The sequence below is a fragment of the Amycolatopsis eburnea genome, from assembly GCF_003937945.1.
In the GTDB taxonomy this organism is placed as follows: domain Bacteria; phylum Actinomycetota; class Actinomycetes; order Mycobacteriales; family Pseudonocardiaceae; genus Amycolatopsis; species Amycolatopsis eburnea.
In genome coordinates this window covers 170,059-197,038 of record NZ_RSEC01000046.1, presented here as the reverse complement: position 1 = coordinate 197,038, position 26,980 = coordinate 170,059, and the positions used below count along the sequence as shown (strand labels likewise).

General features: G+C 75.3%; 1 protein-coding gene. It reads left to right on the top strand.

All coding sequences use genetic code 11. From position 1 onward, the window contains the following. Positions 1 to 24: 24 nt before the first annotated feature. Positions 25 to 26,955, top strand: coding sequence for a type I polyketide synthase (locus tag EIY87_RS20180; RefSeq protein WP_125310437.1), 26,931 nt, complete (start codon positions 25 to 27; stop codon positions 26,953 to 26,955). Positions 26,956 to 26,980 lie beyond the last annotated feature (25 nt).

Below are 26,980 nucleotides of genomic sequence, written 5' to 3'. Positions count from 1 at the left end.
CGTGTCGGGATGGGTTGCTGATTCATGGACAACGAACAGAAGCTGCGGAGCTACCTCAAGCGGGCGAGCGCGGACCTCGTGCGCACCCAGCGGAAGCTGGCGGAGCTGGAGAGCCGCGCGGCCGAGCCGATCGCGATCGTCGGGCTGGGCTGCCGCTACCCCGGCGGCGTCGCCGGACCGGAGGACTTCTGGGAGCTGCTGAGCACCGGCCGCGACGGCGTCACCGGGCTGCCCACCGACCGCGGCTGGGACCTCGGCGCGCTCGCCGCGGACGGCGGCGAGGCGGCGATGTCCGGCGGCTTCCTGCTCGACGCGGCCGAGTTCGACGCGGGCTTCTTCGGCATCTCGCCGCGCGAGGCGGCCGAAATGGACCCGCAGCAGCGGATCCTGCTCGAGACCGCGTGGGAGGCGATCGAACGCGCGGGCATCGTGCCGTCCGCGTTGAAGGGCACCCGCACGGGCGTGTTCGTCGGCGCGATGGCGCAGGAGTACCTGACCGGCGCGGCGGGCCCGTCCGAGGGCTTCCTGCTGACCGGCAACACGAACAGCGTGCTGTCCGGCCGGCTCGCCTACGTCCTCGGGCTGGTCGGCCCGGCGGTCACGGTGGACACCGCCTGCTCGTCGTCGCTGGTCGCGCTCCACCTGGCCGCGCAGTCGCTGCGGTCCGGCGAGTCGGAGCTGGCGCTGGCCGGTGGCGTCACGGTGATGTCCGCGCCGACGACGTTCGTCGAGTTCAGCCGCCAGGGCGGGCTGTCCCCGGACGGCCGCTGCCGCTCGTTCGCCGACTCCGCGGCCGGCACCGGCTGGGCCGAGGGCGCGGGCGTGCTGGTGCTGGAGCGGCTGTCCGATGCCCAGCGGCACGGGCACCCCGTCATCGCCGTGCTCCGCGGCAGCGCGGTCAACCAGGACGGCGCCACCAACGGCCTCACCGCCCCGAACGGCCCGTCGCAGCAGCGCGTGATCCGGGAGGCGCTGAAGGCGTCCGGGCTCGCGCCCGCGCAGGTCGACGTCGTCGAGGCGCACGGCACCGGCACCACGCTCGGCGACCCGGTCGAGGCGCAGGCCCTGCTGGCGACCTACGGGCAGGACCGCGACCGCGCGCTGCTGCTCGGTTCGGTCAAGTCGAACTTCGGGCACACCCAGGCGGCGGCCGGTGTCGCCGGGGTGATCAAGGTCGTGCTCGCGATGCGCCACGGCGTCGTCCCGCCGACGCTGCACGTCGACGCGCCGTCGTCCCATGTGGACTGGACGGGCGGGAGCGTCGAGCTGGCGACCGCGGCGACGCCGTGGCCGGAGACCGGCGAACCGCGCCGGGCCGGCGTTTCTTCGTTCGGGCTGAGCGGGACGAACGCGCACGTGCTCGTCGAGCAGGCGCCGCCCGTCGAGGAACGGGCGCGGGAAAACGTCGCGCGGCCGATGCCGATCCTGGTTTCGGGCAAGTCCGAGGCGGCCGTGCGGGCGCAGGCCGCGAGGCTGGCCGACGTGCTGGAGCGGGGGACCCCGCTCGCCGATGTGGCTTTCTCCGCCGCCACCGCGCGGACCGCCTTCGACGTCCGGTCCACTGTGGTCGGTGCCGACCCCGCCGCGGTCGTCGCCGCCTTGCGTGATCTGACCGGCCTCGCCTCGCCGCGGCCGAAGGGCAAGACCGCCTTCCTGTTCACCGGCCAGGGTTCCCAGCACCTGGGGATGGGGCAGGCGCTGCACCGCGCGTACCCGGTGTTCGCGGCCGCCTTCGACGAGGTCCTCGACCGGCTCGAGCCCGGGCTGCGGGACGTCGTCTGGGGTACTGACACCGACCGCCTCGCCGACACCGCACAGGCCCAGCCGGCGATCTTCGCCGTCGAGGTCGCGCTGTTCCGGCTCCTGGAGTCGTGGGGGATCCGGCCGGACGTCCTGGCCGGACATTCCGCCGGGGAGATCGCCGCCGCCCACTGCGCCGGGGTGCTCTCCCTCGACGACGCCTGCGCGCTGGTGTCGGCCCGCGCCCGCCTGATGGGCGCGCTGCCCGCCGGGGGCGCGATGGTCGCCGTGCGCGCGTCCGAAGAGGACGTCCGGGCGGCGCTGGTGGACGGTGCCGACATCGCGGCCGTCAACGGGCCGTCGTCGGTGGTGGTGTCCGGTGTGGAGGACGCCGTCCTGGCCGTCGCCGCGCGCTTCGAGCGCACGACCCGGCTGCGCGCGTCCCACGCGTTCCATTCGCACCTGATGGACCCGATGCTGCCCGCGTTCCGCGAGGTCGTCTCGGGATTGACCTTCGCCGAGCCGTCGGTGCCGCTGGTCACCGCGGGCGAGGTCACCGACCCGGAGTTCTGGGTGCGGCACGTCCGCGACACCGTCCGCTTCGGCGACGTCCTCGCCCGGCTCGCGGAGTCGGGTGTGCGGCGGTTCGCCGAGGTGGGGCCGGAAGCCGCGCTGACGCCACTGGTCGACGTGCCCGGCGCGCTCGCCGTGCCGGTGCTGCGCAGGGACCGCGACGAGATCACGGCGGCCGCCGAGGCGCTCGGCCGGCTGCACGGCGACGGCGTCGCGGTGGACTGGACCGCGTACTTCGCCGGGATCGGCAGCCGAGTCGACCTGCCCACGTACGCCTTCCAGCGGCAGCGGTTCTGGCCGCGCGACACCGGCCGCGCCCGCGGTGACCTGCGCTCGGCCGGGCTGCGCAGCGTCGACCACCCGCTGCTGGGCACGGCGGTCGAGGTCGCCGACGCGAGCGGCCTGCTGCTCACCGGCCGCCTCGACGCGGGCACGCACACGTGGCTCGCCGACCACCGCGTCGGCGGCGCCGTCGTCGTGCCTGGCGCCGCGCTGCTGGAACTGGCCGTGCGCGCCGGCGCCGAGACCGGCTGCCCGGACGTCGAAGACCTGACGCTGACCCGCCCGCTGGTGCTCGGCGCCGCGGGGGAGCGGGTCGTCGTGCAGGTGTGGGTCGGCGCGCCCGACGAGCGCGGCCGCCGCCCGGTCGCCGTCCACTCGCGACCCGACGGCGAAGTCAGCTGGACCTCGCATGCGGTCGGCAGGCTGGCCGAGCGGATCGAGACCTCGGCGGACGTCCCCGCCGCCTGGCCGCCGGCGGACGCCACCGCCGTCGACCTCACCGGCTTCTACGACGAACGCGAGTACGGCCCGGCGTTCCAAGGACTGCGCGCGGCCTGGCAGCACGGTGACGACGTCTTCGCCGAGGTCGCGCTGCCCGACGACGTCGAGGCCGAGACGTTCGACCTGCACCCCGCGCTGTTCGACGCGGCCCTGCACGCCGCCGCGTTCTTCGCGGGCCCGGGTGGCGTGCCGTTCTCGTGGCAGGACGTCGCCGTGCGCGCGGTCGGCGCGACCGCACTGCGGGTCGCGCTGCGCAAGACCGGCGACGACACCCTGGCGCTTTCGCTGACCACGCCCGAAGGCGACGCCGTCGCGACTGTCGGCGCCCTCACCGTGCGCCCGATCGCGGCCGAGGTCCCGGTGACCGGGGGCGGCGTGTACCGGGTGGACTGTACCGAACCGGTCACCGGCGTCACCGAGGCCGACGCCGACGTCGTCACACTGTCCATTCCGGACGGGACCCCGCCCGAGGCCGCCCGCGCGCTCGCGGGGGAGACCCTGGAGCTGCTGCGGGAACGGCTGGCGGAGGACGCTCGCCGGCTGGCGCTGGTCGTCCCGGCCGAGCTGCCCGCCGCCGCCGTGCGAGGCCTGGTCCTGGCCGCGCAGCAGGAACACCCGGGCCGGTTCTTCCTGGTCGAGTCCACTGAGGACGTGTCCGCGGAGGTGCTGGAGACGGCGTTGTCGACCGGCGAGCCCCGGCTCCTGGTCCGCGACGGGCGCGTCCTCGCGCCGCGGCTGGTGCGCACGACGACCGGCGAGGCGCACGAGTGGAACCCGGACGGGACCGTCCTGATCACCGGCGGCACCGGCGAGCTGGGCCGTGCGCTGGCCGCGCACCTGGTGCGCGAACACGGCGTCCGGCACCTGCTGCTGGTCAGCCGGAGCGGCGCCGCACCCGGCGGCCTGGTCACCGAGCTGGCCGGGCTCGGCGCCGACGTCACGGTCGCCGCGTGCGACGCGAGCGACCGCGACGCGCTCGCCGCGCTGCTGGCCGGGATCCCGGCCGCGCACCCGCTCACCGCCGTCGTGCACGCCGCCGGCGTCCTCGACGACGGACTCCTGGACAGCCTCGACGAAGACCGGCTCGCGAAGGTCCTCGCGCCGAAGGCCGACGCCGCCTGGAACCTGCACGAGCTGACCCGCGACCTCGAACTCGGCGCGTTCGTGCTGTTCTCCTCGCTGGCCGGCACGCTCGGCGCGGCCGGGCAGGCCAACTACGCCGCGGCCAACGCGTTCCTCGACGCGCTCGCCCAGCTGCGCCGGGACGCGGGGCTGCCCGCGGTGTCGCTGGCGTGGGGCCCGTGGGGCGGTGATGGCATGGCGGGCGGCGCCGGCGGCCGGTTCGCCCGCCTGGGCATCCCGGCGCTGACCGAAGCCGAGGGCCTCGCCCTGTTCGACGCCGCGCTGACGACCGGCGAACCCGCCGTCGTGCCGGTTCGCTTCGACCTGCCGGTGCTCGCCGCGCAGCCGGAACCGCCTGCGGTGCTGCGCTCGCTGGTCGGCACCCGCCGTGCGGTCCGGACCGCCGGCGGCGCCGGGCGGCTGGCGCACCAGTTGTCCACTTTGGACGACGCCGGGCGCGTCGCGCGGGTGACCGACCTGGTGCGCCGCGAAGTCGCCGCCGTGCTCGGGCACGCGGGCGCGGGAGCGGTCGACCCCGCGCGGTCGTTCGCCGAACTGGGCTTCGATTCGCTGACCGCGGTCGAGCTGCGCAACCGGCTCGACGCGGCGACCGGCCTGCGGCTGTCCGCCACGACGGCGTTCGACTACCCGACCCCGGCCGCGCTCGCCGGCCACCTGCGCGACCGGCTGCTCGGTGCCGAGGCCGGTCCGGCCGTCACCCGGACCGCCGTCGCCGCGGACGACCCGATCGTCATCGTCGGCATGAGCTGCCGGTTCCCCGGCGGCATCGCGTCGCCGGAGGACCTCTGGGCGGCGGTGGCCGAGGGGCGCGACACGACGTCGCCGTTCCCGGTCAACCGCGGCTGGGACCTCGGCGCGCTGTACCACCCGGACCCCGACCACGCGGGCACGTCCTACACCCGCGAAGGCGGTTTCCTGCACGACGCGGGCGAATTCGACGCCGGGTTCTTCGGCATGAGCCCGCGCGAAGCCGAGGCGACGGACCCGCAGCAGCGCCTGCTGCTGGAGGCGTCCTGGACGGCGATCGAGCGCGCCGGCATCGACCCGCGAACCCTGCGCGGCAGCGCGACCGGCGTGTTTGCCGGCGTGATGTACAACGACTACGGCCTGGTGCTGGCCGGCGGCGACTTCGAAGGCTTCCAGGGCAGCGGGACGGCGTCGAGCGTCGTGTCCGGCCGGGTCGCCTACGCCCTCGGCCTCGAAGGGCCCGCGGTCACCGTGGACACGGCGTGCTCGTCGTCGCTGGTCGCGCTGCACTGGGCGGCGCACGCGCTGCGGTCGGGGGAGTGCTCGCTCGCCCTGGCCGGCGGTGTCACGGTGATGTCCACGCCGAACTCGTTCATCGAGTTTTCGCGGCAGCGCGGGCTTTCGCCGGACGGCCGCTGCCGGTCCTATGTGGACGAGGCCGACGGGGTCGGCTGGTCCGAAGGGGTCGGCGTGCTGGTGCTGGAACGGCTGTCGGACGCGCGCCGGCACGGGCACCGGGTGCTCGCCGTCGTGCGCGGTTCGGCGGTGAACTCCGACGGCGCGTCCAACGGCCTGACCGCGCCGAACGGCCCCTCGCAGCAGCGGGTCATCCGGTCGGCGCTGGCCGTCTCCGGTTTGTCTGCTTCGGACGTCGACGTCGTCGAAGGGCACGGCACCGGAACGACGCTGGGCGATCCGATCGAAGCGCAAGCGCTGCTGGCGACCTACGGTCAGGACCGCTCGACGCCGCTGCTGCTGGGCTCGGTGAAGTCGAACATCGGGCACACCCAGGCGGCGGCCGGGGTTGCCGGGATCATCAAGATGGTCCTGGCGATGGAGCACGGGACGGTGCCGGGTTCACCGCACGCGGGCACGCCGTCGTCCCATGTGGACTGGACGGCCGGGGCGGTGTCACTGGCCTCCTCGTCGACGCCGTGGCCCGCTGTGGACCGGCCGCGGCGCGCGGGCGTTTCGTCGTTCGGCATCAGCGGGACCAACGCGCACGTGGTGCTGGAAGCGGCTCCGGCGGTTTCGCCTTCGCCCGCCTCGACTTTCGAGGACGCTCCGCTGCTGCTCTCGGCCCGGACCGCCGACGGGCTGCGGGCCCAGGCCGCGAACCTCGCCCGGCTCGACGTCCCACGCGGCGACCTGGCTTGGTCGCTGGCGACGACGCGGACGGCGTTCGAGCACCGGGCGGTCGTGCTCGGCCCGGACGTTCCGCTGGCGCTTTCGTCGTTGGCTGCCGGTGCACCGGCCCCGGGCGTGGTGAGCGGCGTGGTTACCGATGGCGGCCTCGCCTTCGTGTTCCCTGGTCAGGGTGCCCAGCGGCTCGGGATGGGCCGCTCGCTGGCTTCGCGGTTCCCCGTGTTCGCTTCGGTGTTCGCCGACGTGCTCGACCGGTGCGATCCGGGCCTGCGTGACGTCGTGTGGGGTGACGATCCGGCGGCGCTGGAGCGGACCGGGAACGCGCAGCCGGCGCTGTTCGCGTTCGGCGTGGCGGCGTTCCGGCTGCTGGAGTCGTGGGGCATGCGCCCGGACGTCGTCGCCGGGCATTCGGTCGGCGAGATCGCGGCGGCGCACGTCTCCGGGGTGCTGTCCCTGGAGGACGCGTGTGCGCTGGTGTCGGCTCGTGCGCGCCTGATGGAGGCGTTGCCGTCCGGTGGGGCGATGGTCGCGGTCCGGGCGTCCGAAGAGGACGTTCGAGCGGCCCTTGTGGACGGTGTCGACCTGGCGGCCGTGAACGGGCCGGAGTCGGTGGTGCTGTCTGGTGTCGAGGACGCGGTGCTGGCGGTCGCGGCCCGCTTCGGAAAGACGACGCGGCTTTCGGTGTCGCACGCGTTCCACTCGCACCTGATGGACCCGATGCTGGACGAGTTCCGCGCGGTGGTCTCCACTTTGACGTTCTCGGCGCCGACGTTGTCGTTCGTTTCCGGTGGTGACGTGTGTTCGCCGGAGTACTGGGTCGAGCACGTGCGGGCGACGGTCCGGTTCACGGAGACGGTCGCGGACGTGGCGTCGACGTACCTGGAGCTGGGGCCGGACGGGACGCTTTCGGCGTTGCTGGACCGTCCCGGGACGGTGCCGCTGCTGCGCAAGGACCGCCCCGAGGCGGAGTCGGCGGCGGCGGCTTTGGCGACCCTGCACACGCGCGGGTGTGAGGTGGACTGGCGCGCGTACCTGGGCGGCGGGCGGACGGTGGACCTGCCGACGTACCCGTTCCAGCGCGAGCACTACTGGGCGGCGGCGGTTCCGCGGACTCCTGAGCAGGCCGAGGGCCCGCTGTGGGAGGCGATCGGCCGGGGTGACGCGGCGGAGCTGGCGGGGTTGCTGGACTTGGGGGAGGAGCAGCGGTCGTCGTTGGAGACCCTGCTTCCGGCGCTGACCGGCTGGCGTGACCGGCGGGCGGCCGAGGAGACGGCGAAGTCTTGGCGGTACCGGGCGGAGTGGACTTCGTTCCGGACCGCGGAGGCGCCGGTGCTGGGTGGCCGGTGGCTGCTGGTGACGTCGGGGGCGGGGGAGGGAGCGGAGGTCGAGGCCGCGCTGGTGGCGCATGGTGCGACGGTGGTTCGGATCGCGACCGCCGACCTCCCGGCGGCTGCTGACCTCGCTGCCGGGAAGACCCTGGGGGGCGCGGTTGCCGGTGGTGCGGCGTCGAGCACCGAGCCTGTGGCCAGCGATCTCGCTGCCGGGGCGACCCCGGGCGGCGGGGTTGCGGGTGGTGTGGCGGTGGCGTCGAGCACCGAGCCGGTGTCCGGCGACTTGGCCGCAGCCGATCTCGCTGCGGGCGAGGCGCGGGGTGGCGCGGCCGCCGCTGACCTCGTGACCGGCGACCTCGCTGCCGCGGAGACCCCGGGCGGCGCGGTTTCCGGTGGTGCGGCGTCGAACACCGACTCCGCAACCACCGACCGCACCACCCTCGCCGCCGCCCTGACCGCTGCCGGACCGGCCGACGGCGTCATCCACCTCCCCGCCGCCGGGGACCGTGGCCTCGCGGACCTCCTCACCCTCGTCCAAGCCCTCACCGACACCGACCTCGAAGCCCGCCTCTGGTGCCTCACCACCGGCGCCGTCGCGACCCCCGGTGACCACGCCCCCGGCCCCGCCGCCGCCCGCATCTGGGGCTTCGGCCGCACCGTCGCCCTCGAACAACCCGCGCTCTGGGGCGGCCTGATCGACCTGCCCACCACCCTCGACCTCCCCGCCAGCCGCCGCCTGGCCGCGGTCCTCACCAGCGGGGAAGACCAGATCGCTCTGAGGCCCCAAGGCGCCTTCGGCCGCCGGATCGTGCGCTACCGGCCCGCCGACACCCCCGGCCGCTTCCGGGCCCGCGGCACCGTCCTGATCACCGGCGGCACCGGCGCCCTCGGCGCGTCCGTCGCCCGCTGGCTCGCGAACGCCGGAGCCGAACACCTCGTCCTCGTCAGCCGCCGGGGGGCGACCGCGGAGGGTGCCGCCGAACTCGAAGCGGAACTCACCGCGACCGGCGCCCGCGTCACCATCGCCCAAGCCGACATCGCGGACAAAGACGCCGTCGAAGCCCTGCTCAAGCACCACCCGGACCTCACCGGCGTCGTGCACACCGCCGGCCTCGCGCAGGCCATGGACCCCGTCCACACCACGGACTTCGCCGAATTCACCCGCGTGATGGCCGCCAAGACCCACGGCGCCAAGCACCTCGACGCCCTCCTCGCCGGCCACGACCTCGACTTCTTCGTGCTCTTCGGGTCCGTCGCGGGCGTCTGGGGCAGCGGGGGCCAGGCCGCCTACGCCGCCGGGAACGCCTACCTCGACGCCCTCGCCGAGGCACGGCGGGACGCCGGGCGGCGGGCGACGTCCATCGCCTGGGGGGCCTGGGCCGAAGAGGGGATGGCCACCGACGAGCACGTCGCCGGGCAGCTGAGCCGCCGCGGGCTCGGGTTCCTGCCGGCCGGAAGCGCCCTTGCCGAACTCGAACGCGCCCTCGTCCGCGACGACACCGCCGTCGTCGTCGCCGACATCGACTGGGACACCTTCCTGCCCGTCTTCACCGCCACCCGCGCCACCCGGCTCTTCGACGCCTTCGCCGAGGCCCAGCCCGCCGCCGTGACCGCCGCGGTCAGCGCCTTCGCCGCCCGCTTCGCCGGGATGTCGGAGGACGAACGCGATCGCGCGCTGCTCGACCTGGTCCGCACCGAGGCCGCCGCCGTGCTCGGGCACGTCACCGCGGACGCCGTCGCCGAAGAACGCGCTTTCCGGGACCTCGGCTTCGACTCGCTCACCGCCGTCGAGTTCCGCCGCCGGCTCGCCGACGCCACCGGCCTGGCCCTGCCCGCCACCCTCGTCTTCGACCACCCGACGCCGCTCGGCCTGGTCGCGTTCCTGCGCACCGAGATCGACGGCTCGGACACCGCCGGCGCCGTCGCCGCCGCGACCGGGGCCACCGACGAGCCGATCGCCATCGTCGGCATGGGCTGCCGCTTCCCCGGCGGCGTCACCACGCCGGAGGAGCTCTGGGCGCTGGTCACCGGCGGTGTCGACGCGATTTCGGCGTTCCCGGGCGACCGCGGCTGGGACGCCGCCGGCCTGTTCGACCCCGATCCCGAACGCGGCGGCAAGACCTACTCGACGCTGGGCGGGTTCCTCGAGAACGCCGCCGAGTTCGACGCCGGGTTCTTCGGCATCTCGCCGCGCGAGGCGCTGTCGATGGACCCGCAGCAGCGCCTGCTGCTCGAAGTGTCCTGGGAGGCCTTCGAACGCGCGGGTGTCGACCCGGCGGCCGTGCGGGGGAGCCGGACCGGCGTGTTCGTCGGCTCCAGCTTCCAGGACTACGGCGTCGCGACCGGCGACGGCACCGAAGGCCACCTCGTCACCGGCACCATCCCGAGTGTCCTTTCCGGACGGTTGTCGTACCTGTTCGGCTTCGAAGGCCCGTCGGTCACCGTCGACACGGCGTGCTCGTCGTCGCTGGTCGCGCTGCACCTGGCGTGCCAGTCACTGCGCTCCGGCGAGTCCGAGCTCGCCATCGCGGGCGGTGTCACGGTGATGGCGTCGCCCGATCCGTTCGTCGCGTTCAGCCGCCAGCGCGCGCTCGCCTTCGACGGCCGCTGCAAGGCGTTCTCCGACGAAGGCGACGGCATGTCGCTGGCCGAAGGCGCCGGGATGCTCGTGCTGGAACGGCTTTCCGAGGCCCGGCGCCTCGGCCACCCGGTCCTCGCAGTCGTGCGCGGTACGGCGGTCAACTCCGACGGCGCGTCCAACGGCCTCACCGCGCCCAACGGCCCGTCGCAGCAGCGCGTCATCCGCCAGGCGCTGGCCAACGCCGGGCTCGAACCGTCCGAAGTGGACGCGCTCGACGCGCACGGCACCGGGACCGCGCTCGGCGACCCCATCGAAGTCCAGGCACTGCAGGCCACCTACGGCCGCGAGCGCGACCGGCCGTTGCTGATCGGCTCGGTGAAGTCCAACATCGGGCACACCCAGTCCGCCGCCGGCGTCGCCAGCCTGATCAAGATGGTGCACGCCATGCGCCACGGCGTGCTGCCGCGCACCCTGCACGTCGCCAAGCCGTCCACGAAGATCGACTGGACGGCCGGTGCGATCGAGCTCCTCGCCGAGGAGACGGCCTGGCCGGAGACCGGGCACCCGCGCCGCGCCGGCGTTTCGTCGTTCGGCATCAGCGGCACCAACGCCCACGCGATCGTCGAGGCCGCGCCCGCGGTCGAGGAAGTCCCGCCGCCGGAGCGGACCGGGCCGGTCGTGTGGCCGCTGTCGGCGAAGAGCGCGGCCGCGCTGAAGGCCCAGGCGGCGCGGCTGCTGGACTTCCTCGGCGACGAGCGCCCGGTCGACGTCGGCTGGACGCTCGCGCACCACCGCTCGGTGTTCGAGCAGCGGGCCGTCGTCGTCGGCGAGGACGTCGCCGACCTGCGGCGCGGGCTGGCCGCGCTCGCCGGGAACACCGCCGACCCCGCGCTCGTGCAGGGCGCGGCCAAGCGGTCCGGCGCGCCGGTGTTCGTCTTCCCCGGCCAGGACTCGCAGTGGCCGGGCATGGCGCGCGAACTCCTGACCACGTCGCCGGTGTTCGCCGCGCGGATGGCCGAGTGCGCCGCCGCGCTCGACCCCTTCGTCGACTGGAAGCTGGCGGACGTCCTGCACGACGACGCGGCGACCGGCGTCGACGTCGTCCAGCCGGTGTTGTGGGCCGTGCTCGTGTCGCTGGCCGAGCTGTGGCGCGCGCACGGGGTCGAGCCGGTCGCGGTGCTCGGGCACTCGCAAGGGGAAATCGCCGCGGCGTGCGTCGCGGGTGCACTGTCCCTTGAGGACGGCGCGCGGGTGGTCGCGCTGCGCTCGAAGCTCATCGCCGAGCGGCTGTCCGGGCACGGCGCGATGCTGTCGGTCGTCGCGGGCGGCGACGAAGTGCGGGCGCTGATCGGCGACCTGGCCGACCGGATCGCCGTCGCCGCGGTGAACGGGCCGCGCTCGGTCACCGTCTCCGGCGAGCCCGCCGCGCTGGCGGAGTTCGAGGTCCGGCTGGCCAAGGCCGGGCTGATGCGCTGGCGGCTCGACGGCGTCGACTTCGCCGCGCACTCGCCGCAGGTCGACGGGATCGCCGCCGAGCTGGCGGAGCTGCTGGCACCGGTTTCCCCGCGGGACACCGGTGCCCGGTTCTACTCGACGGTGACCGGCGGGCTCGTCGAGCCGGCCGAGCTGACCGGTGACTACTGGTGCCGGAACCTGCGCGGCACGGTCGAGTTCGCCGCGGCGCTGGCGGCCGCGGTCGCCGACGGGCACACCGTGTTCGTCGAGTCGAGCCCGCACCCGGTGTTCGGCATGGCGATCGGCGAGCTGGCCGAGGCGGCGGGCGTCCCGGTCACGGCGCTGGGCACGCTGCGCCGTGACGACGGGGGTGTGGAGCGGTTCCTGAAGTCGCTCGCGGAGGCGCACACCCGGGGCGTGGCGGTCGGCTGGGGCGACACGCTCACCGGCGGACGGCGGATCGACCTGCCGACGTACGCGTTCCAGCACGAGCACTACTGGGCCATCGACGAAACCGGGGCTTCCGCGGCCCCGGCCGACGACGAGCTGTGGCAGGCCATCGGCCGCGACGACCGGGCCGGGCTCGCGAACCTGCTGGAGCTGGACGACCGGCAGCGCACCGCGTTGGACGACCTGCTGCCCGCGCTGTCGGCGTGGCACGCCCGGCGCGATGACGAGTCCACTGTGGACTCCTGGCGGTACCGGATCGCGTGGCGCCCGGTCCGCCCGGCCGGCACGACGCTGTCCGGCACGTGGCTGGTGCTCGGCACCGGCGAGCCGGGCGAGGAGGAGATCGCGGAGGTCCTGCGCTCCCACGGCGCCCAGGTGCGCCCGGTGGTGCTCGGCGCGGACCAGAGCAGCCGCGAGGACTTGGCCGCCGCGCTCGGCGACGCGGACGGCGTGTCCGGCATCGTCTCGCTGCTGGCGGCCGACCACGCGCCGACGGAGCACCCGGGCCTCGACCGCGGGCTCCTGCGCACGCTCTCCCTGGTGCAGGCCCACGCGGATGCCGCGGCACCGCCGCGCGTGTGGGCACTCACCCGCGGCGCCGTCTCCACCGGGCCGGACGACCCCGTCCGCGACCCCGCCCAAGCCCAGGTCCACGGCCTCGGCTGGGCCGCCGCCCTCGAACACCCGGCGCACTGGGCCGGGCTCGTCGACCTCCCCGAGACCCTCGACGCGGCCGCCGCCCGGCGGCTGGTCGCCGTGCTCGCCGGGGCGGGGGACGAGGACCAGCTCGCCGTCCGGTCCGGGGGCGTCTTCGCACGCCGCCTGGTGCCGGCGCCGGTCACGAGCGCCCCCAAGCGGGCTTGGCGCGCGCACGGCACCGCCGTCATCACCGGCGGCACCGGCACCCTCGGCCCGCACCTGGCCCGCTGGCTCGCGGCCGAAGGCGCCGACCACATCGTCCTCACCGGCCGCCGCGGGCCGGACGCGCCCCACGCCCGTGCCCTGGTGGCCGAACTCGGCACGTCGGCCGAGGTGGTCTCGCTCGACGTCACCGACCGGGACGCCGTCGCCGGGCTGATCACGCGGCTCAAGGGCGAGGGACGGCGGATCACCACCGTCGTGCACACCGCCGCCCACATCGCGCTCGCCCCGCTCGCCGGCACCGACGCGACCGCGTTCGCCGAGGTCCTCGACGCCAAGGTCACCGGCGCGGCGAACCTCGACGCCGTCCTCGACGAGCTGCTCGACGAAGGCGAGCTCGAGCACTTCGTCCTGTACTCCTCGACCGCGGGCCTGTGGGGCAGCGGCGACCACGGCGCCTACTCCGCCGCCAACGCCCACCTCGTCGCCCTCGCCGAGCAGCGACGCGCCCGCGGTGTTCCGGCCACCACCGTCGCCTGGGGCATCTGGGCCGACGACCGCGAACTCGGCCGCGTCGACCCGGGCCGGATCCTGCGCAGCGGCCTGCGGTTCATGGAACCGCGCCTCGCGCTCGCCGGGCTGAAGCGCGCCCTGGCCGACGACGAAACGGCGCTGCTCATCGCCGATCTCGACTGGGACCGCTACCACCCGGTGTTCACGTCGGTGCGGCCCAGCCCGCTGTTCTCCGAGCTGCCGTCCGTCCGGAAGCTCGCCGAGGCGGCCGACGACACCGCGGACGCCTCGGCGTTCGCGGGCCGGGTCCGGGCGCTGCCCGCGCCCGCGGGCCGCCGGCTCGTCGTCGACCTCGTGCGCTCCGAGGCGGCCGCCGTGCTCGGGCACTCCGGTGGCGACGCCGTCGAGGCCGACCGCGCGTTCCGCGAGCTGGGCTTCGACTCGCTCACCGCGGTCGACCTGCGCAACCGCCTGGAAGTCGTGACCGGGCTCAGCCTGCCGAGCACCGTCGTGTTCGACTACCCGAACGCCGACACCCTCGCCGGATTCATTCTGTCCACATTGGACGGCACGGTGGCCGGCGAGACCGTCGTCGCGGCCACCGCCGTCGACGAGCCGATCGCCATCGTCGGCATGAGCTGCCGGTTCCCCGGCGGGGTCACGTCGCCGGAAGCGTTGTGGGACCTGGTCATCGGCGGCGGCGACGCGATCTCGTCGTTCCCGCCCGACCGCGGCTGGGACGCCGCCGGGCTGTTCGACGCCGACCCGGACCGCAGCGGCAAGACGTACTCGACGCTCGGCGGGTTCCTCGACGGCGTCGCGGACTTCGACGCCGGGTTCTTCGGGATCTCCCCGCGGGAAGCCCTGTCGATGGACCCGCAGCAGCGCCTGCTGCTGGAAGTGGCCTGGGAGACCTTCGAACGCGCGGGCGTCGACCCGGCCTCGGCGCGCGGGAGCCGGACCGGCGTGTTCGTCGGCGCCAGCTACCAGGACTACGCCTCGACCGTGCTCAACGCGGCCGAGGGTTCCGAGGGGCACATGATCACCGGCGCGGTGTCGAGTGTCCTTTCCGGACGGATCGCCTACCTGTTCGGGCTGGAGGGCCCGGCGGTCACGCTCGACACGGCGTGCTCGTCGTCGCTGGTCGCGCTGCACCTGGCGTGCCAGTCGCTGCGCTCGGGCGAGTCGGAGCTGGCACTCGCCGGTGGCGTCACGGTGATGGCGACCCCGGCGCCGTGGATCGGGTTCAGCCGCCAGCGCGCGATGGCGCCCGACGGCCGCTGCAAGGCCTACTCCGACGACGCCGACGGCATGAGCCTCGCCGAAGGCGTCGGGCTCGTCCTGGTCGAGCGGCTCTCCGACGCCCAGCGCAACGGCCACGAGATCCTCGCGGTCGTCCGCGGCTCGGCGATGAACTCCGACGGCGCGTCCAACGGCATGACCGCGCCGAACGGCCCGTCGCAGCAACGCGTGATCCGCGCCGCGCTCGCCGTGTCCGGGCTGTCCTCTTCGGACATCGACGCCGTCGAGGGGCACGGCACCGGCACGCCGCTCGGGGACCCGATCGAGGTCCAGGCGCTGCAGGCCACCTACGGCCGCGGCCGCGACCGCGACCGGCCGCTGCTGCTCGGCTCGGTCAAGTCGAACCTCGGCCACACGCAGATGGCGTCCGGTATCGCCGGGGTGCTCAAGCTCGTCATGGCCATGCGCCACGGCGTGCTGCCGAAAACCCTGCACGCCGCCACGCCGTCGTCGCACATCGACTGGTCGGGCGGCGCGATCCGGCTGCTCGGCGAAGCCACCGAGTGGCCGGAGACCGGCGCGCCCCGGCGGGCCGCGGTGTCGTCGTTCGGCCTGAGCGGGACGAACGTCCACACGGTACTGGAGCAGGCCCCCGAGCCGGCCGAGGCGCCCGAGCCGAGGGCACTGGGCACCGTGCCCGTGGTGGTGTCGGCCCGGACGCCGGAAGCCCTGCGCGCGCAAGCCGCCCGCCTGCGCGACCGGCCCGGCGAACCGGCCGACCTCGCCTTCACCCTGGCCACCGCCCGCGCCGCCCTGAGCCACCGCGCGGTCATCCTGGCCGCCACGCCCGAGGATGTCCAAACCGGACTCGCCGCGATCGCCGAAGCCGAACCCGCCGCGCACGTCCTGCGCGGCACCTCGACCAGCCGTCCCACGACGGCGTTCCTGTTCAGCGGGCAGGGCAGCCAGCGTCCGGGTGCGGGCCGGGAGCTGGCCGAGCGGTTCCCGGTGTTCGCCGAGGCGCTGGACGAAGTCCTCGCGCACCTCGAAGTGGATCGGGACGTGCTCTTCGCGGAACCGGGTACGCCGGAAGCCGCGCTGCTGAACGAAACCCGCTACGCCCAGCCCGCGCTGTTCGCGATCGAGGTCGCGCTGTTCCGGCTCCTGGAGTCCTGGGACGTGCGGCCCGACCACGTCGCCGGGCACTCCGTCGGCGAGATCGCCGCCGCGCACGTCGCCGGGGTGCTGTCCCTGGCGGACGCGGCCGCGCTGGTGGAGGCCCGCGGCCGGCTCATGCAGGCCCTCCCGGCCGGCGGCGCGATGGTCGCGATCCGCGCCACCGAGGCCGACGTCCGCGCGCAGCTGCCGGACGGCGTCGACGTCGCCGCGGTCAACGGCCCGGAGTCCATTGTGGTCTCCGGGCCCGAGGACGCCGTGCTCGCGTTCGCCAATCAGTTTGAGAAGACCAAGCGGCTGACCGTGTCGCACGCGTTCCACTCCGCGCTGATGGACCCGATGCTGGACGAGTTCCGCGGCGCCATCGCCGGGCTCACCTTCTCGGCGCCGGAGCTGTCGTTCGTATCCACCGTCGACGGCGCCGACCTCGCCGACGGCCCGGACTACTGGGTGCGCCACGCCCGCGAAGCCGTCCGGTTCGCCGACGCGCTCACGACCCTCGACGAAGCCGGTGTCACCGCCTACGTCGAACTCGGCCCGGACGCGGTGCTGTCCGCGATGTCCGGGGCGAAGCCGATGCTGCGCGAGGACCGGCCGGAGCAGGAGACCGTCGCCGCGGTGCTCGGCGACCTGCACGTCCGCGGCCACCGGCCGGACTGGGCCGCGTACTTCGCCGGGACCGGCGCGCGCCGGATCGATCTGCCCACGTACGCGTTCCAGCGGTCCCGCTACTGGCCGGAGCCCGCACCCGCCGCTCCAGAAGCCGACACCGGCTTCTGGACCGCGTTGGCCGCTGCGGACGTCGAAGAGCTGTCGGCCACTTTGGCCGTCGACCGGGACGCGCTGGGGACCGTTCTGCCCGCGCTCACCGCGTGGCGCCACCGCGTGCGCGAAGAGTCCGAAGTGGACGAGTGGCGCTACCGCGTCGTCTGGCGTCCGGTCCGGACCGAGCCCGCCGCGCCGAGCCGTGTGCTCGTCGTGGCCGAGTCCACGCCGTGGGCCGACTCGGTCGCCGAAGCGATCGGCGGCACCCGCGTCGAACCGGATGACGACCTGGCCGGCGCGGGCGAATTCGACCACGTGCTGTCGCTGCTGACCGACCCCGCCGAGTCCCTGCTCCTCGCGCGGCGACTCGGGGGCGAGGTCCCGCTGTGGTGGGCCACCCGCGGCGCCGTCAGCACCGGCCCCGCCGACGCCGCGCCCGACCCGCGCGCGGCGGCGCTCTGGGGCCTCGGCCGCGTGCTGGGCCTCGAGCAGCCGCAACGCTGGGGCGGGCTCGTCGACCTGCCCGAAGTCCTCGACGCCCGCGCGGTCGGCCGCCTCTTCGCCGTCCTGCGCGGAATCGGCGACGAAGACCAGGTCGCCATCCGGCCCACGGGAGTCTTCGCCCGGCGGCTCGCCACCGCGCCGGCCGCGCGTATAACGGACTACACCCCGCGGGGCACGGTGCTGATCACCGGCGGCACCGGCGGACTCGGCGCGGAGGTCGCGCGACGGCTCGCCGACGCGGGTGCCGAGCGCCTCGTCCTGCTCAGCCGCCGGGGTATGGCCGCTCCGGGCGCGGCCGAGCTGGCCGAGGAGCTGAACGCGACCGTCGAGGCCTGCGACGTCACCGACCGCGCCGCGCTGGCCCGGGTCATCGCAGCGATCCCGGACCTGACCGCCGTGGTGCACACGGCGGGCGTGGTCGACGACGGCACCACGGATTCCCTGACCGCGGAGCAGTTCGAGCGCGTCTTCGCGGCGAAGTGCGTCGGCGCCGAACACCTCGACGAGCTGACCGCGGATCTGGACCTCGACGCGTTCGTGCTGTTCTCTTCGACCGCGGGCACGTTCGGCGCGGCCGGGCAGGGCAACTACGCGGCCGCCAACGCCCACCTCGACGCCCTCGCCGCTCGCCGGCGGGCCGCCGGGCGGGTCGCGACGTCGATCGCGTGGGGCCCGTGGGCGGGTGCCGGGATGCTCAGCGGTGACGCCGGCGTGCAGGACCGCGTCGGCCGCGGCGGGCTCGCGCTGCTGCCGCCGGACCGGGCCGTGGCCGCGCTGCGGCGGGCGATCGGCGCCGGGGACACCGAAATCCTGGTCGCGGACATCGACTTCGCGCGGTTCGTGCCGGCGTTCACGATCGGACGGCCGCTCCCGCTCCTGGCCGACCTGCCCGCGGCGAAGGCCGTGCTCAGCGAAGCCCGGGAAGCGGGGGAGCGCGGCGACCTGCGCGGCACCCTCGCCGGGCTGCCGCCCGCGGACCGCGAGAAGCACCTGCTGGGCCTGCTGCGCACGCAGGTCGCGCTGGTGCTCGGCCACGACGGCGCCGGGGCGGTCGCGCCGGACGCCGCGTTCGCCGACCTCGGGTTCGACTCGCTCACCGCGGTCGAGCTGCGCAACGGCATCGGCGCGGCGACCGGCCTGGCGCTGCCGTCGTCGCTGGTGTTCGACCACCCGACCCCGCGCGCGCTCACGACGTTCCTCCTCGGCGAACTGGTCGGCACCGACACCCCGGTGACCACGCCGGTCACGACCCGCGCCACCGTGGACGACCCGGTCGTGATCGTCGGCATCGGCTGCCGCTTCCCCGGCGGTGTCACGTCGCCCCGCACGTTCTGGCAGCTCCTCGAAGAGGGCGGCGACGTGATCGGGCCGTTCCCGGCCGACCGCGGCTGGGACCTCGCCGAGCTCGGCGACGGCCACGGCGGGTTCCTGCCCGACGCGGCCGGGTTCGACGCGGGCTTCTTCGGCATCTCGCCGCGGGAGGCACTGGCGATGGACCCGCAGCAGCGGCTGCTGCTGGAGACGTCGTGGGAGTCCCTGGAGCACGCCGGCATCGACCCGGCGAGCCTGCGCGGCACCGCCACCGGCGTCTTCGTCGGCACCAACGGCCAGGACTACACCGGGCTGCTGCTCAACTCCGGCGCCGACGTCGCCGGGCACCTGGCCACCGGCACCACGGCGAGCGTCCTTTCCGGACGGCTCTCCTACACCCTCGGCCTGGAAGGCCCGGCCGTCACGGTCGACACGGCGTGCTCGTCGTCGCTGGTCGCCCTGCACTGGGCGGCCCGCGCGCTGGCCGACGGCGAGTGCTCGCTGGCGCTGGTCGGCGGCGTCACCGTGATGACCAGCCCCTTCTCGTTCACCGAGTTCGACGCCCAGGGCGGCCTCGCCGCGGACGGCCGCTGCAAGGCGTTCTCCGACGCCGCCGACGGCACCGCGTGGTCGGAAGGCGCCGGTGTCCTGGTCGTCGAACGGCAGTCCGACGCGCTGCGGCACGGCCACGAGATCCTCGCCGTGGTGCGTGGCTCCGCCATCAACCAGGACGGCGCTTCGAACGGCCTCACCGCGCCGAACGGCCCGTCGCAGCAACGCGTCATCCGCGCTGCACTGGCCGACGCCGGTCTGTCCACTTCGGACGTCGACGTCGTCGAGGCGCACGGCACCGGCACGACCCTGGGTGATCCGATCGAGGCGCAGGCGTTGCTCGCCACCTACGGGCGGGACCGCGAGACGCCGGTGCTGCTGGGGTCGGTGAAGTCGAACCTCGGCCACACGCAGGCCGCCGCGGGCGCGGCGGGCGTGATCAAGATGGTGCTCTCGCTCGGCCACGCCATGGTGCCGAAGACACTGCACGTCGGCGAGCCGTCGTCCCATGTGGACTGGACCGCCGGGTCCGTGCGCCTGGTCACCGAGGCGACCGCGTGGCCGGAGACGGCCCGCCCGCGCCGCGCCGCTGTGTCGTCCTTCGGGGTCAGCGGCACGAACGCGCACGTCATCCTGGAAGCCCCGCCCGCACGGGAAGCCGTGCCGGGGACCGCGCCCGCCGTGGTGCCGTGGCCGGTGTCCGCGCGGACGGCCACGGCGCTGGACGAGCTGCTCTCCACTGTGGCCGGTGACGCGCTCGACACCGGCTACACCCTGGCCACCGGCCGGGCCGCGTTCGACCACCGGGCGGTGCTGCTCGGCGGCGAGGTCGTGAGCCGGGGCGTCGCCCGCGAGCGCGTCACGGCGTTCCTCTTCTCCGGCCAGGGTGCCCAGCGCCTGGGCATGGGCCGCGAGCTGTACGCGCGGTATCCCGTGTTCGCCGACGCGTGGGACGAGGTCTGTGCGCACCTCGGGCTGACGCTGGGCAACGTCGCTTGGGGCGACGACGCGGCCGAGCTGGACCGGACCGGCTGGGCGCAGCCCGCGTTGTTCGCCTTCGAGGTCGCCGCGTTCCGGCTGCTGGAGTCGTGGGGCGTGCGCCCGGACTTCGTCGCCGGGCACTCGATCGGCGAGGTCGCCGCGGCCCACGTGGCCGGGGTGCTGTCGCTCGAAGACGCCTGCGCGCTCGTCGCCGCACGGGCTCGGCTGATGCAGGAGCTGCCCGAGGGCGGCGCGATGGTCGCCCTCCGCGCCTCCGAGGCCGAAATCCGCACTCAGCTCACGGACGAGGTGGCGATCGCGGCGGTCAACGGCCCGGAGTCCCTTGTGCTCTCCGGGGAAGAGGACGCGGTGCTCGCGGTCGCCGAAACCTTCGGCGGCGGACGGCGGCTCACCGTCAGCCACGCCTTCCACTCACCGCTGATGGACCCGATGTTGCCGGCGTTCCGGGACGTCGTGACGGGGCTGCGGTTCGCCGCCCCGGTCATCCCGCTGGTCACCGACGGCGACGTCACCGATCCCGAGTACTGGGTGCGGCACGTCCGCGAAACCGTCCGCTTCGGCGACGCCCTCGACCGGCTGGCCGAGGTGTCGCTGTTCGTCGAGGTCGGGCCGGACGCCGCGCTGACGCCGCTGGTCGAACCGGCCGGCGACCGCGTGATCGTGCCGCTGGCGCGCCGTGGCCGGTCCGAAGAGGACAGTGCGGCGATCGCGCTGGGCACGCTGTTCACCGCGGGCGTGGACCCGGACTGGGCCGCGTGGTTCAAGGGCACCGGCGCCCGCCGCGCCGAGCTGCCGACCTACCCGTTCGAGCACGAGCGCTACTGGCCCGAGGCCGTCACCGGCGGCCCGGCCGACGACGGCTTCTGGGCCTCGGTCGACCGCGCCGACACCGCCGGGCTGGCTGAGCAGCTCGCCGTCGAACCCGCCGCGCTCGACGCGGTCCTGCCCGCGCTCGCCGCCTGGCGCCGCAAGCAGGCCGAAGCGGCCGCGGCCGACGAACTGCGCTACCGGATCACCTGGCAGCCGGTCACCGTCGCCGAGCCGAAGGCCGCGACCATCGTGGTCGTCCCCGGCGACGACGCCGGGTGGGCCGATCAGGTCACCGCAGCCCTCGGGGCCGGGCGCGACCTGGCTGACGCCGACGTGGTCGTATCCCTGCGGGAAACCGTTGCGGGCACAAGGGAACTCCTCCGCGAGGTCGACGTCCCCGTCTGGTGCGTGACACGCGGCGCCGTCGCGGTCACCCCGGCGGAGCGTGTTGACGGACCGGCCGCGCTGTGGGGCTTCGGCCGCGTCGCGGCCCTGCACGACCCGCAGCGCTGGGGCGGGCTCGTCGACGTCCCGTCCGTTTTGGACACCCGCGCGGCAGCCCGGCTGCGCGCGGTGCTCGGCGGCGAAGAAGACCAGGTCGCCGTCCGTGCGGCCGGGGTCTACGGCCGCCGCCTGACCCGCGCCACCGGGGGCGGCGAGCGCTGGGAGCCGCGCGGGACCGTGCTCGTCACCGGGGACGGCCCGGCCGCCCTCCTCGCCGACCAGTTGCCCGGGGTCGACGTCGTCCGCGATCCGGCCGCACTGACCTCCCCGCCCGACGCGGTCGTCCACAGTGGAAGTCTCGAGGAGGCCAGGCAGTACGCGGAATGGCCGCTGGAAGCGTTCGTCCTGCTCACCTCGGTCGCCGGGGTCTGGGGCGTCCGCGGCCGCGGTGACGAAGCCGCCGAGGCCGCCGAACTGGAGGCCTTCGCGCGGCAACGGCGTGACCGCGGCGAACCCGCGTCCGTCGTCGCCTTCTCGGCCTGGGCCGGCACCGGCGAGGACGAAGCCCACCTGCGCGACAGCGGGCTGCCCGTGCTCGACCCGGCCGCCGCCACCACCGCGCTGCTCGCCGCCGTCCGGTCCGCCGACCTCACCACGGTCGTCGCCGACGTCCGCTGGGACCGCTTCGGCGCGGCGTTCACCGCGGCGCGGCCGAGCCCGCTGCTGTCGCCGCTGTACACCCCGGCCCCGGCGACCGGGCCCGGGCTGCGAGACCTGGCACCGGGCGAGCGGTCCGACGTCGTCCTGGACCTGGTCCGGACGGCCGCGGCGACCGTGCTGCGGCACACCGGCACCGACCGGATCGAACCCGACCGCGCGTTCTCCGCACTGGGCTTCGACTCGCTCACCGCGATGGACCTCCGCACGGCGCTGAGCGCCGAGACCGGGCTGCGGCTGCCGGCGACGCTGGTGTTCGACCACCCGACCCCGCGCGAGCTGACCGCGTTCCTGCTGGCCGAGCTGTTCGGCGAGGAAGAAGTCACTGCCGAAGCCGCCCCGGCGGCCCGCACCGACGACCCGGTCGTCATCGTCGGCATGAGCTGCCGCTACCCCGGCGGCATCGGCTCGCCCGAGGACCTCTGGCAGGCGGTCGTCGACGAGCGGGACGTCGTCGGCGGCTTCCCGGCCGACCGCGGCTGGGACCTGGCCACCCTGACCGGCGACGGCCCGGGCAGCAGCGCCGCCAAGGAAGGCGGCTTCCTGCACGACGCGGCCGAGTTCGACCCCGGCTTCTTCGGGATCGCGCCCCGCGAGGCGATCGTGATGGACCCGCAGCAGCGGCTCGTCCTCGAAGTGGCGTGGGAGGCCTTCGAACGCGCCGGCATCGACGCCACCGGGCTGCGCGGCGGCGACACCGGCGTCTACATCGGCGGCGGCTCGGGCGACTACACCCCGCCCGCCGACACGGCCGGGCACCAGGCCACCGCGCAGGCGGCCAGCCTGCTGTCGGGCCGCGTCTCCTACGCCTTCGGGCTGGAAGGCCCGTCGGTCAGCGTGGACACCGCGTGCTCGTCGTCGCTGGTCGCGCTGCACCTGGCCGCGCAGGCGCTGCGGGCGGGGGAGTGCTCCCTCGCCGTGGCCGGCGGTGTGATGGTGATGTCGAGCCCCACCGGGTTCGTCGAGTTCGGCGAGATGGGCGCGCTGTCGCCGGACGGGCGCTGCAAGGCGTTCGCCGACGCGGCCGACGGCACCGGCTGGTCCGAAGGCGTCGGCATGATCGTGCTGGAACGCGAGTCCGACGCCCGCCGCCACGGTCACCGGATCCTCGCCGTGGTGCGGGGTTCGGCGGTCAACTCCGACGGCGCGTCCAACGGGCTCACCGCGCCCAGCGGCCCGGCCCAGCAGCGCGTGATCAAGCGCGCGCTGGCCGTGTCCGGGCTGGCACCGTCCGAAGTGGACGCTGTGGAGGCGCACGGCACCGGCACGAAGCTCGGCGACCCGATCGAGGCGCAGGCGCTGCTGGCCACCTACGGCCGCGAGCGCGAGCAGCCGCTGCTGCTCGGCTCGGTGAAGTCCAACCTCGGCCACACGCAGGCCGCGGCCGGTGCGGCCGCGGTGATCAAGATGGTGCTGGCGATGCGGCACGGGCTGCTGCCCAAGACGTTGCACGTGGACCGGCCGTCCGGGCACGTCGACTGGTCCGCGGGCCGCGTCGAGCTGCTCACCGAGAGCCGGCCGTGGCCGGAGACCGGGCACCCGCGCCGGGCCGGGATCTCCGCGTTCGGCGCCAGCGGTACCAACGCCCACCTGGTGCTGGAGCAGGCTCCGCCGGCGGACCCGCGGCCGGCCGTCACCCCGGCGACCGTGCCGGTCCGGCTGTCCGCGCGTACCGACGGCGGCCTGCGCGTCCAGGCCAGGGCCCTGCGCGACCACCTGACCGCGCACCCCGCGCTCGCGCTGCCCGACGTCGCCTACTCGGCCGCGACGACCCGCGCCTGGTTCGAGTCGCGGGCGGTCGTCGTCGCCGCGGACCGCGACGAGCTGCTGACCGGGCTCGGCGCGCTCGCGGCGGGAACGCCGTCGCCGCTGGTGCACACCGGCGAGCCCGCAGCCGGGAAGCTCGCGTTCCTGTTCTCCGGCCAGGGTTCGCAGTACCCGGGCATGGGCCGGGACCTCTACGAGCGGTTCCCGGTGTTCGCCGCCGCGTTCGACGAGGCCTGCGCGCACCTCGACCTCGAGCTGCCCGGCCCGCTCCGGGACGTCGTCTTCGGCGGCGACGCCGAGGTGCTGGCGCAGACCCGGTGGTCGCAGCCGGCCGTGTTCGCCGTGGAGGTCGCGCTCTACCGGCTCGTCGAGTCGTGGGGCGTGCGGCCGGACCACCTGGCCGGGCACTCGATCGGCGAGTTCGCCGCCGCCCACGCGGCCGGCGTGCTGTCGCTGGCCGACGCGGCCCGGCTGGTCGCCGCCCGCGGCAGGCTCATGCAGGAGCTGCCGGGCGGGGCGATGGCCGCGCTGCAGGTCACCGAAGCCGAGGCGGAAGCGCTGATCAGCGGGCGGCCGCTGTCGATCGCCGCGGTCAACGGGCCCGAGGCGGTGGTCGTGTCGGGTGACACCGGCGCCGTCGCCGAGGTCGCGGAGCTGGTCGCGGCCCGGGGCCGAAAGACTAGGCGTTTAAGGGTCAGCCACGCGTTTCACTCGTCGCATATGAACGCGATGAGGGACGAGTTCGAGCGGATCGCCGCGGGGGTGCAGTTCGCCCCGCCGGCGCTCCCGGTCGTGTCCACCGTCACCGCGTCCCCGGTCACCGGCGAGCTGGGCACGGCGGCGTACTGGGCCGACCACGTCCGCCGTCCGGTGCTCTTCGCCGGAGCCGTCGCCGCGCTCGGCTCACTCGGCGTCACGAAGTACCTGGAACTGGGCCCGGACAGCACCCTCGCGGCGCTCACCCGGACGCTCACCGGCGAGGCCGCCACCGTGACCGCCGCCCTCCGCGCCGGCCGCGCGGACGAGCCGGCGCTGGTCTCGGCGCTCGCCCGGCTCGACGTCGGCGGCACCCCGGTCGACTGGGCCGGCCTGCTCACCGGCGCCCAGCCGGTCGACCTGCCCACCTACCGCTTCCACCACGAACGCTTCTGGCCGGACGCCCCGGTCACGGCCACCACGCCGGACTTCCTGTCCGGGCTGGACGCCGACGTGCTCGCCAAGGAGATCGACGTCGACCCCGCCGCGCTCGACGCCGTGCTGCCCGCCCTGCTGGACCTGCAGCACCGGCGAGCCCGGCAGTCCACTGTGGACGAGCTGCGGTACCGGGTCACCTGGAAGCCGCTCGGCGGTGCGCCGGGGACGGTGCCGGACGGGTCGTGGCTGGTCGTCGTGCCCGCCGGCTTCACCGAAGACCCGTGGGTCGCCGGTGTGGCCGAGGCGCTCGGCGCCGACGTCACCGGCCCCGAGACCCTGACCGCGGCGCTCGACGGCGTCACCGGCGTCGTTTCCCTGCTGGGCCTCGACGAATCGACGCCGACCGCGGGGGTCGCGGCGACCACCGCGCTGCTGCAGGCCCTCGCGGGCACCGGCAGCGCGGCCCGGCTGTGGTGCCTGACCCGCGGCGCGGTCACCGCCGTGCCGTCGGACCGGGTCACCTCGGTCGCGCAGGCCGCGCTCTGGGGGCTGGGCCGGGTTGCCGCGCTGGAACAGCCGCAGCGCTGGGGCGGCCTCGCCGACCTGCCCGCCGACGTCGACGAACACGCCTTCGCCCGGCTGGGCGCGGTGCTCACCGGGACCGAGGACCAGGTCGCGGTGCGCGCGGCGGGCGCGTTCGCCCGGCGGCTCGTGCGGGCCCCGGCCGGTCCGCCGGCACGGGCGTGGCAGCCGCGCGGCACCGTGGTCGTCACCGGCGGCACCGGCGCGCTCGGCAAGCACGTCGCCCGCTGGGTGCTCGCCGAAGGCGCCGCGCGGGTCGTGCTCACCGGCCGCCGCGGCCCGGACACCCCGGACGCCGTCGCGCTGCTGGCCGACCTGGGCCCGCGGGCCTCGGTCGTCGCCTGCGACCTGACCGACCCGGCCGCCGTCCGCGAGCTGCTCACCGCCGACGTCACCGCGGTGATCCACGCGGCCGGTGTCCTCGACGACGGCGTGCTCGAGGGCTACGGCCCGGACCGGTTCGACGCCGTGTTCGCGGCGAAGGCCGAGTCCGCGCTGGTGCTCGACCGGGTCTCCCGGGACCTGAACCTCGACGTCTTCGCGTTGTTCTCCTCGGCGTCCAGCTCGGTCGGCAACGCCGGCCAGGCGAACTACGCCGCGGCGAACGCCGTGCTCGACGCCGTCGCCGAACAGCGGCGCGCGGACGGGCTGCCGGGCACCTCGATCGCCTGGGGCGCTTGGCAAGCGGGCATGGCCGAGACCGCCGACGCGGCCGCGCGGGCCCAGCGCACCGGCACCCGCCCGGTGCCGCCCGAGCTGGCGCTCATCGCGTTCGCGCAAGCCGTGCTCGCGGCCGACGCGGTACCGGTGGTGGCCGACATCGACCACGCCACCTTCCTGCGCGCGTTCACCGCGGCCCGGCCGGCGCCGCTGCTGACCGATCTGCCGGAGTACCACCGGCTCACGGCGGAAGCGCCGGTCGAGGCCGGCGCGGTGCTGCGGGAGCGGCTGGCCAAGCTGCCGCCGTCCGACCGCGAGAAGGCCGCGCTCGACGTCGTCCGCACCCAGGTCGCGGCGGTGCTCGGGTTCGCCGGGCCGCACGCGGTCGACCCGGAGCGGCCGTTCTCCGGGCTCGGCTTCGACTCGCTCAGCGCGATCGAGCTGCGCAACCAGCTCGCCGCGGCGACCGGGCTCGACCTGCCCGCGACCCTGGTGTTCGACCAGCCGTCCCCGGCCGTGCTCGCCGCCGACCTGGTGCGGCAGCTGGCGCCGGGCACCGGCGACGTGGACACCGAGCTGCGGGCCCTGCTCGCGGCCGTTTCCCCGGCACGCCTGCGGGAAAGCGGCGTGCTGGACACCTTGCGCCGCCTGGCCGGGCCCGCCCAGGCCGGGGACGAGGCCGCCGACATCGACGGCATGTCGGTCGACGACCTGGTCCGCGCGGCGCTCGACGGCGAGGCCACCTGACCCCCGATGAACCTACGGAGCTGAC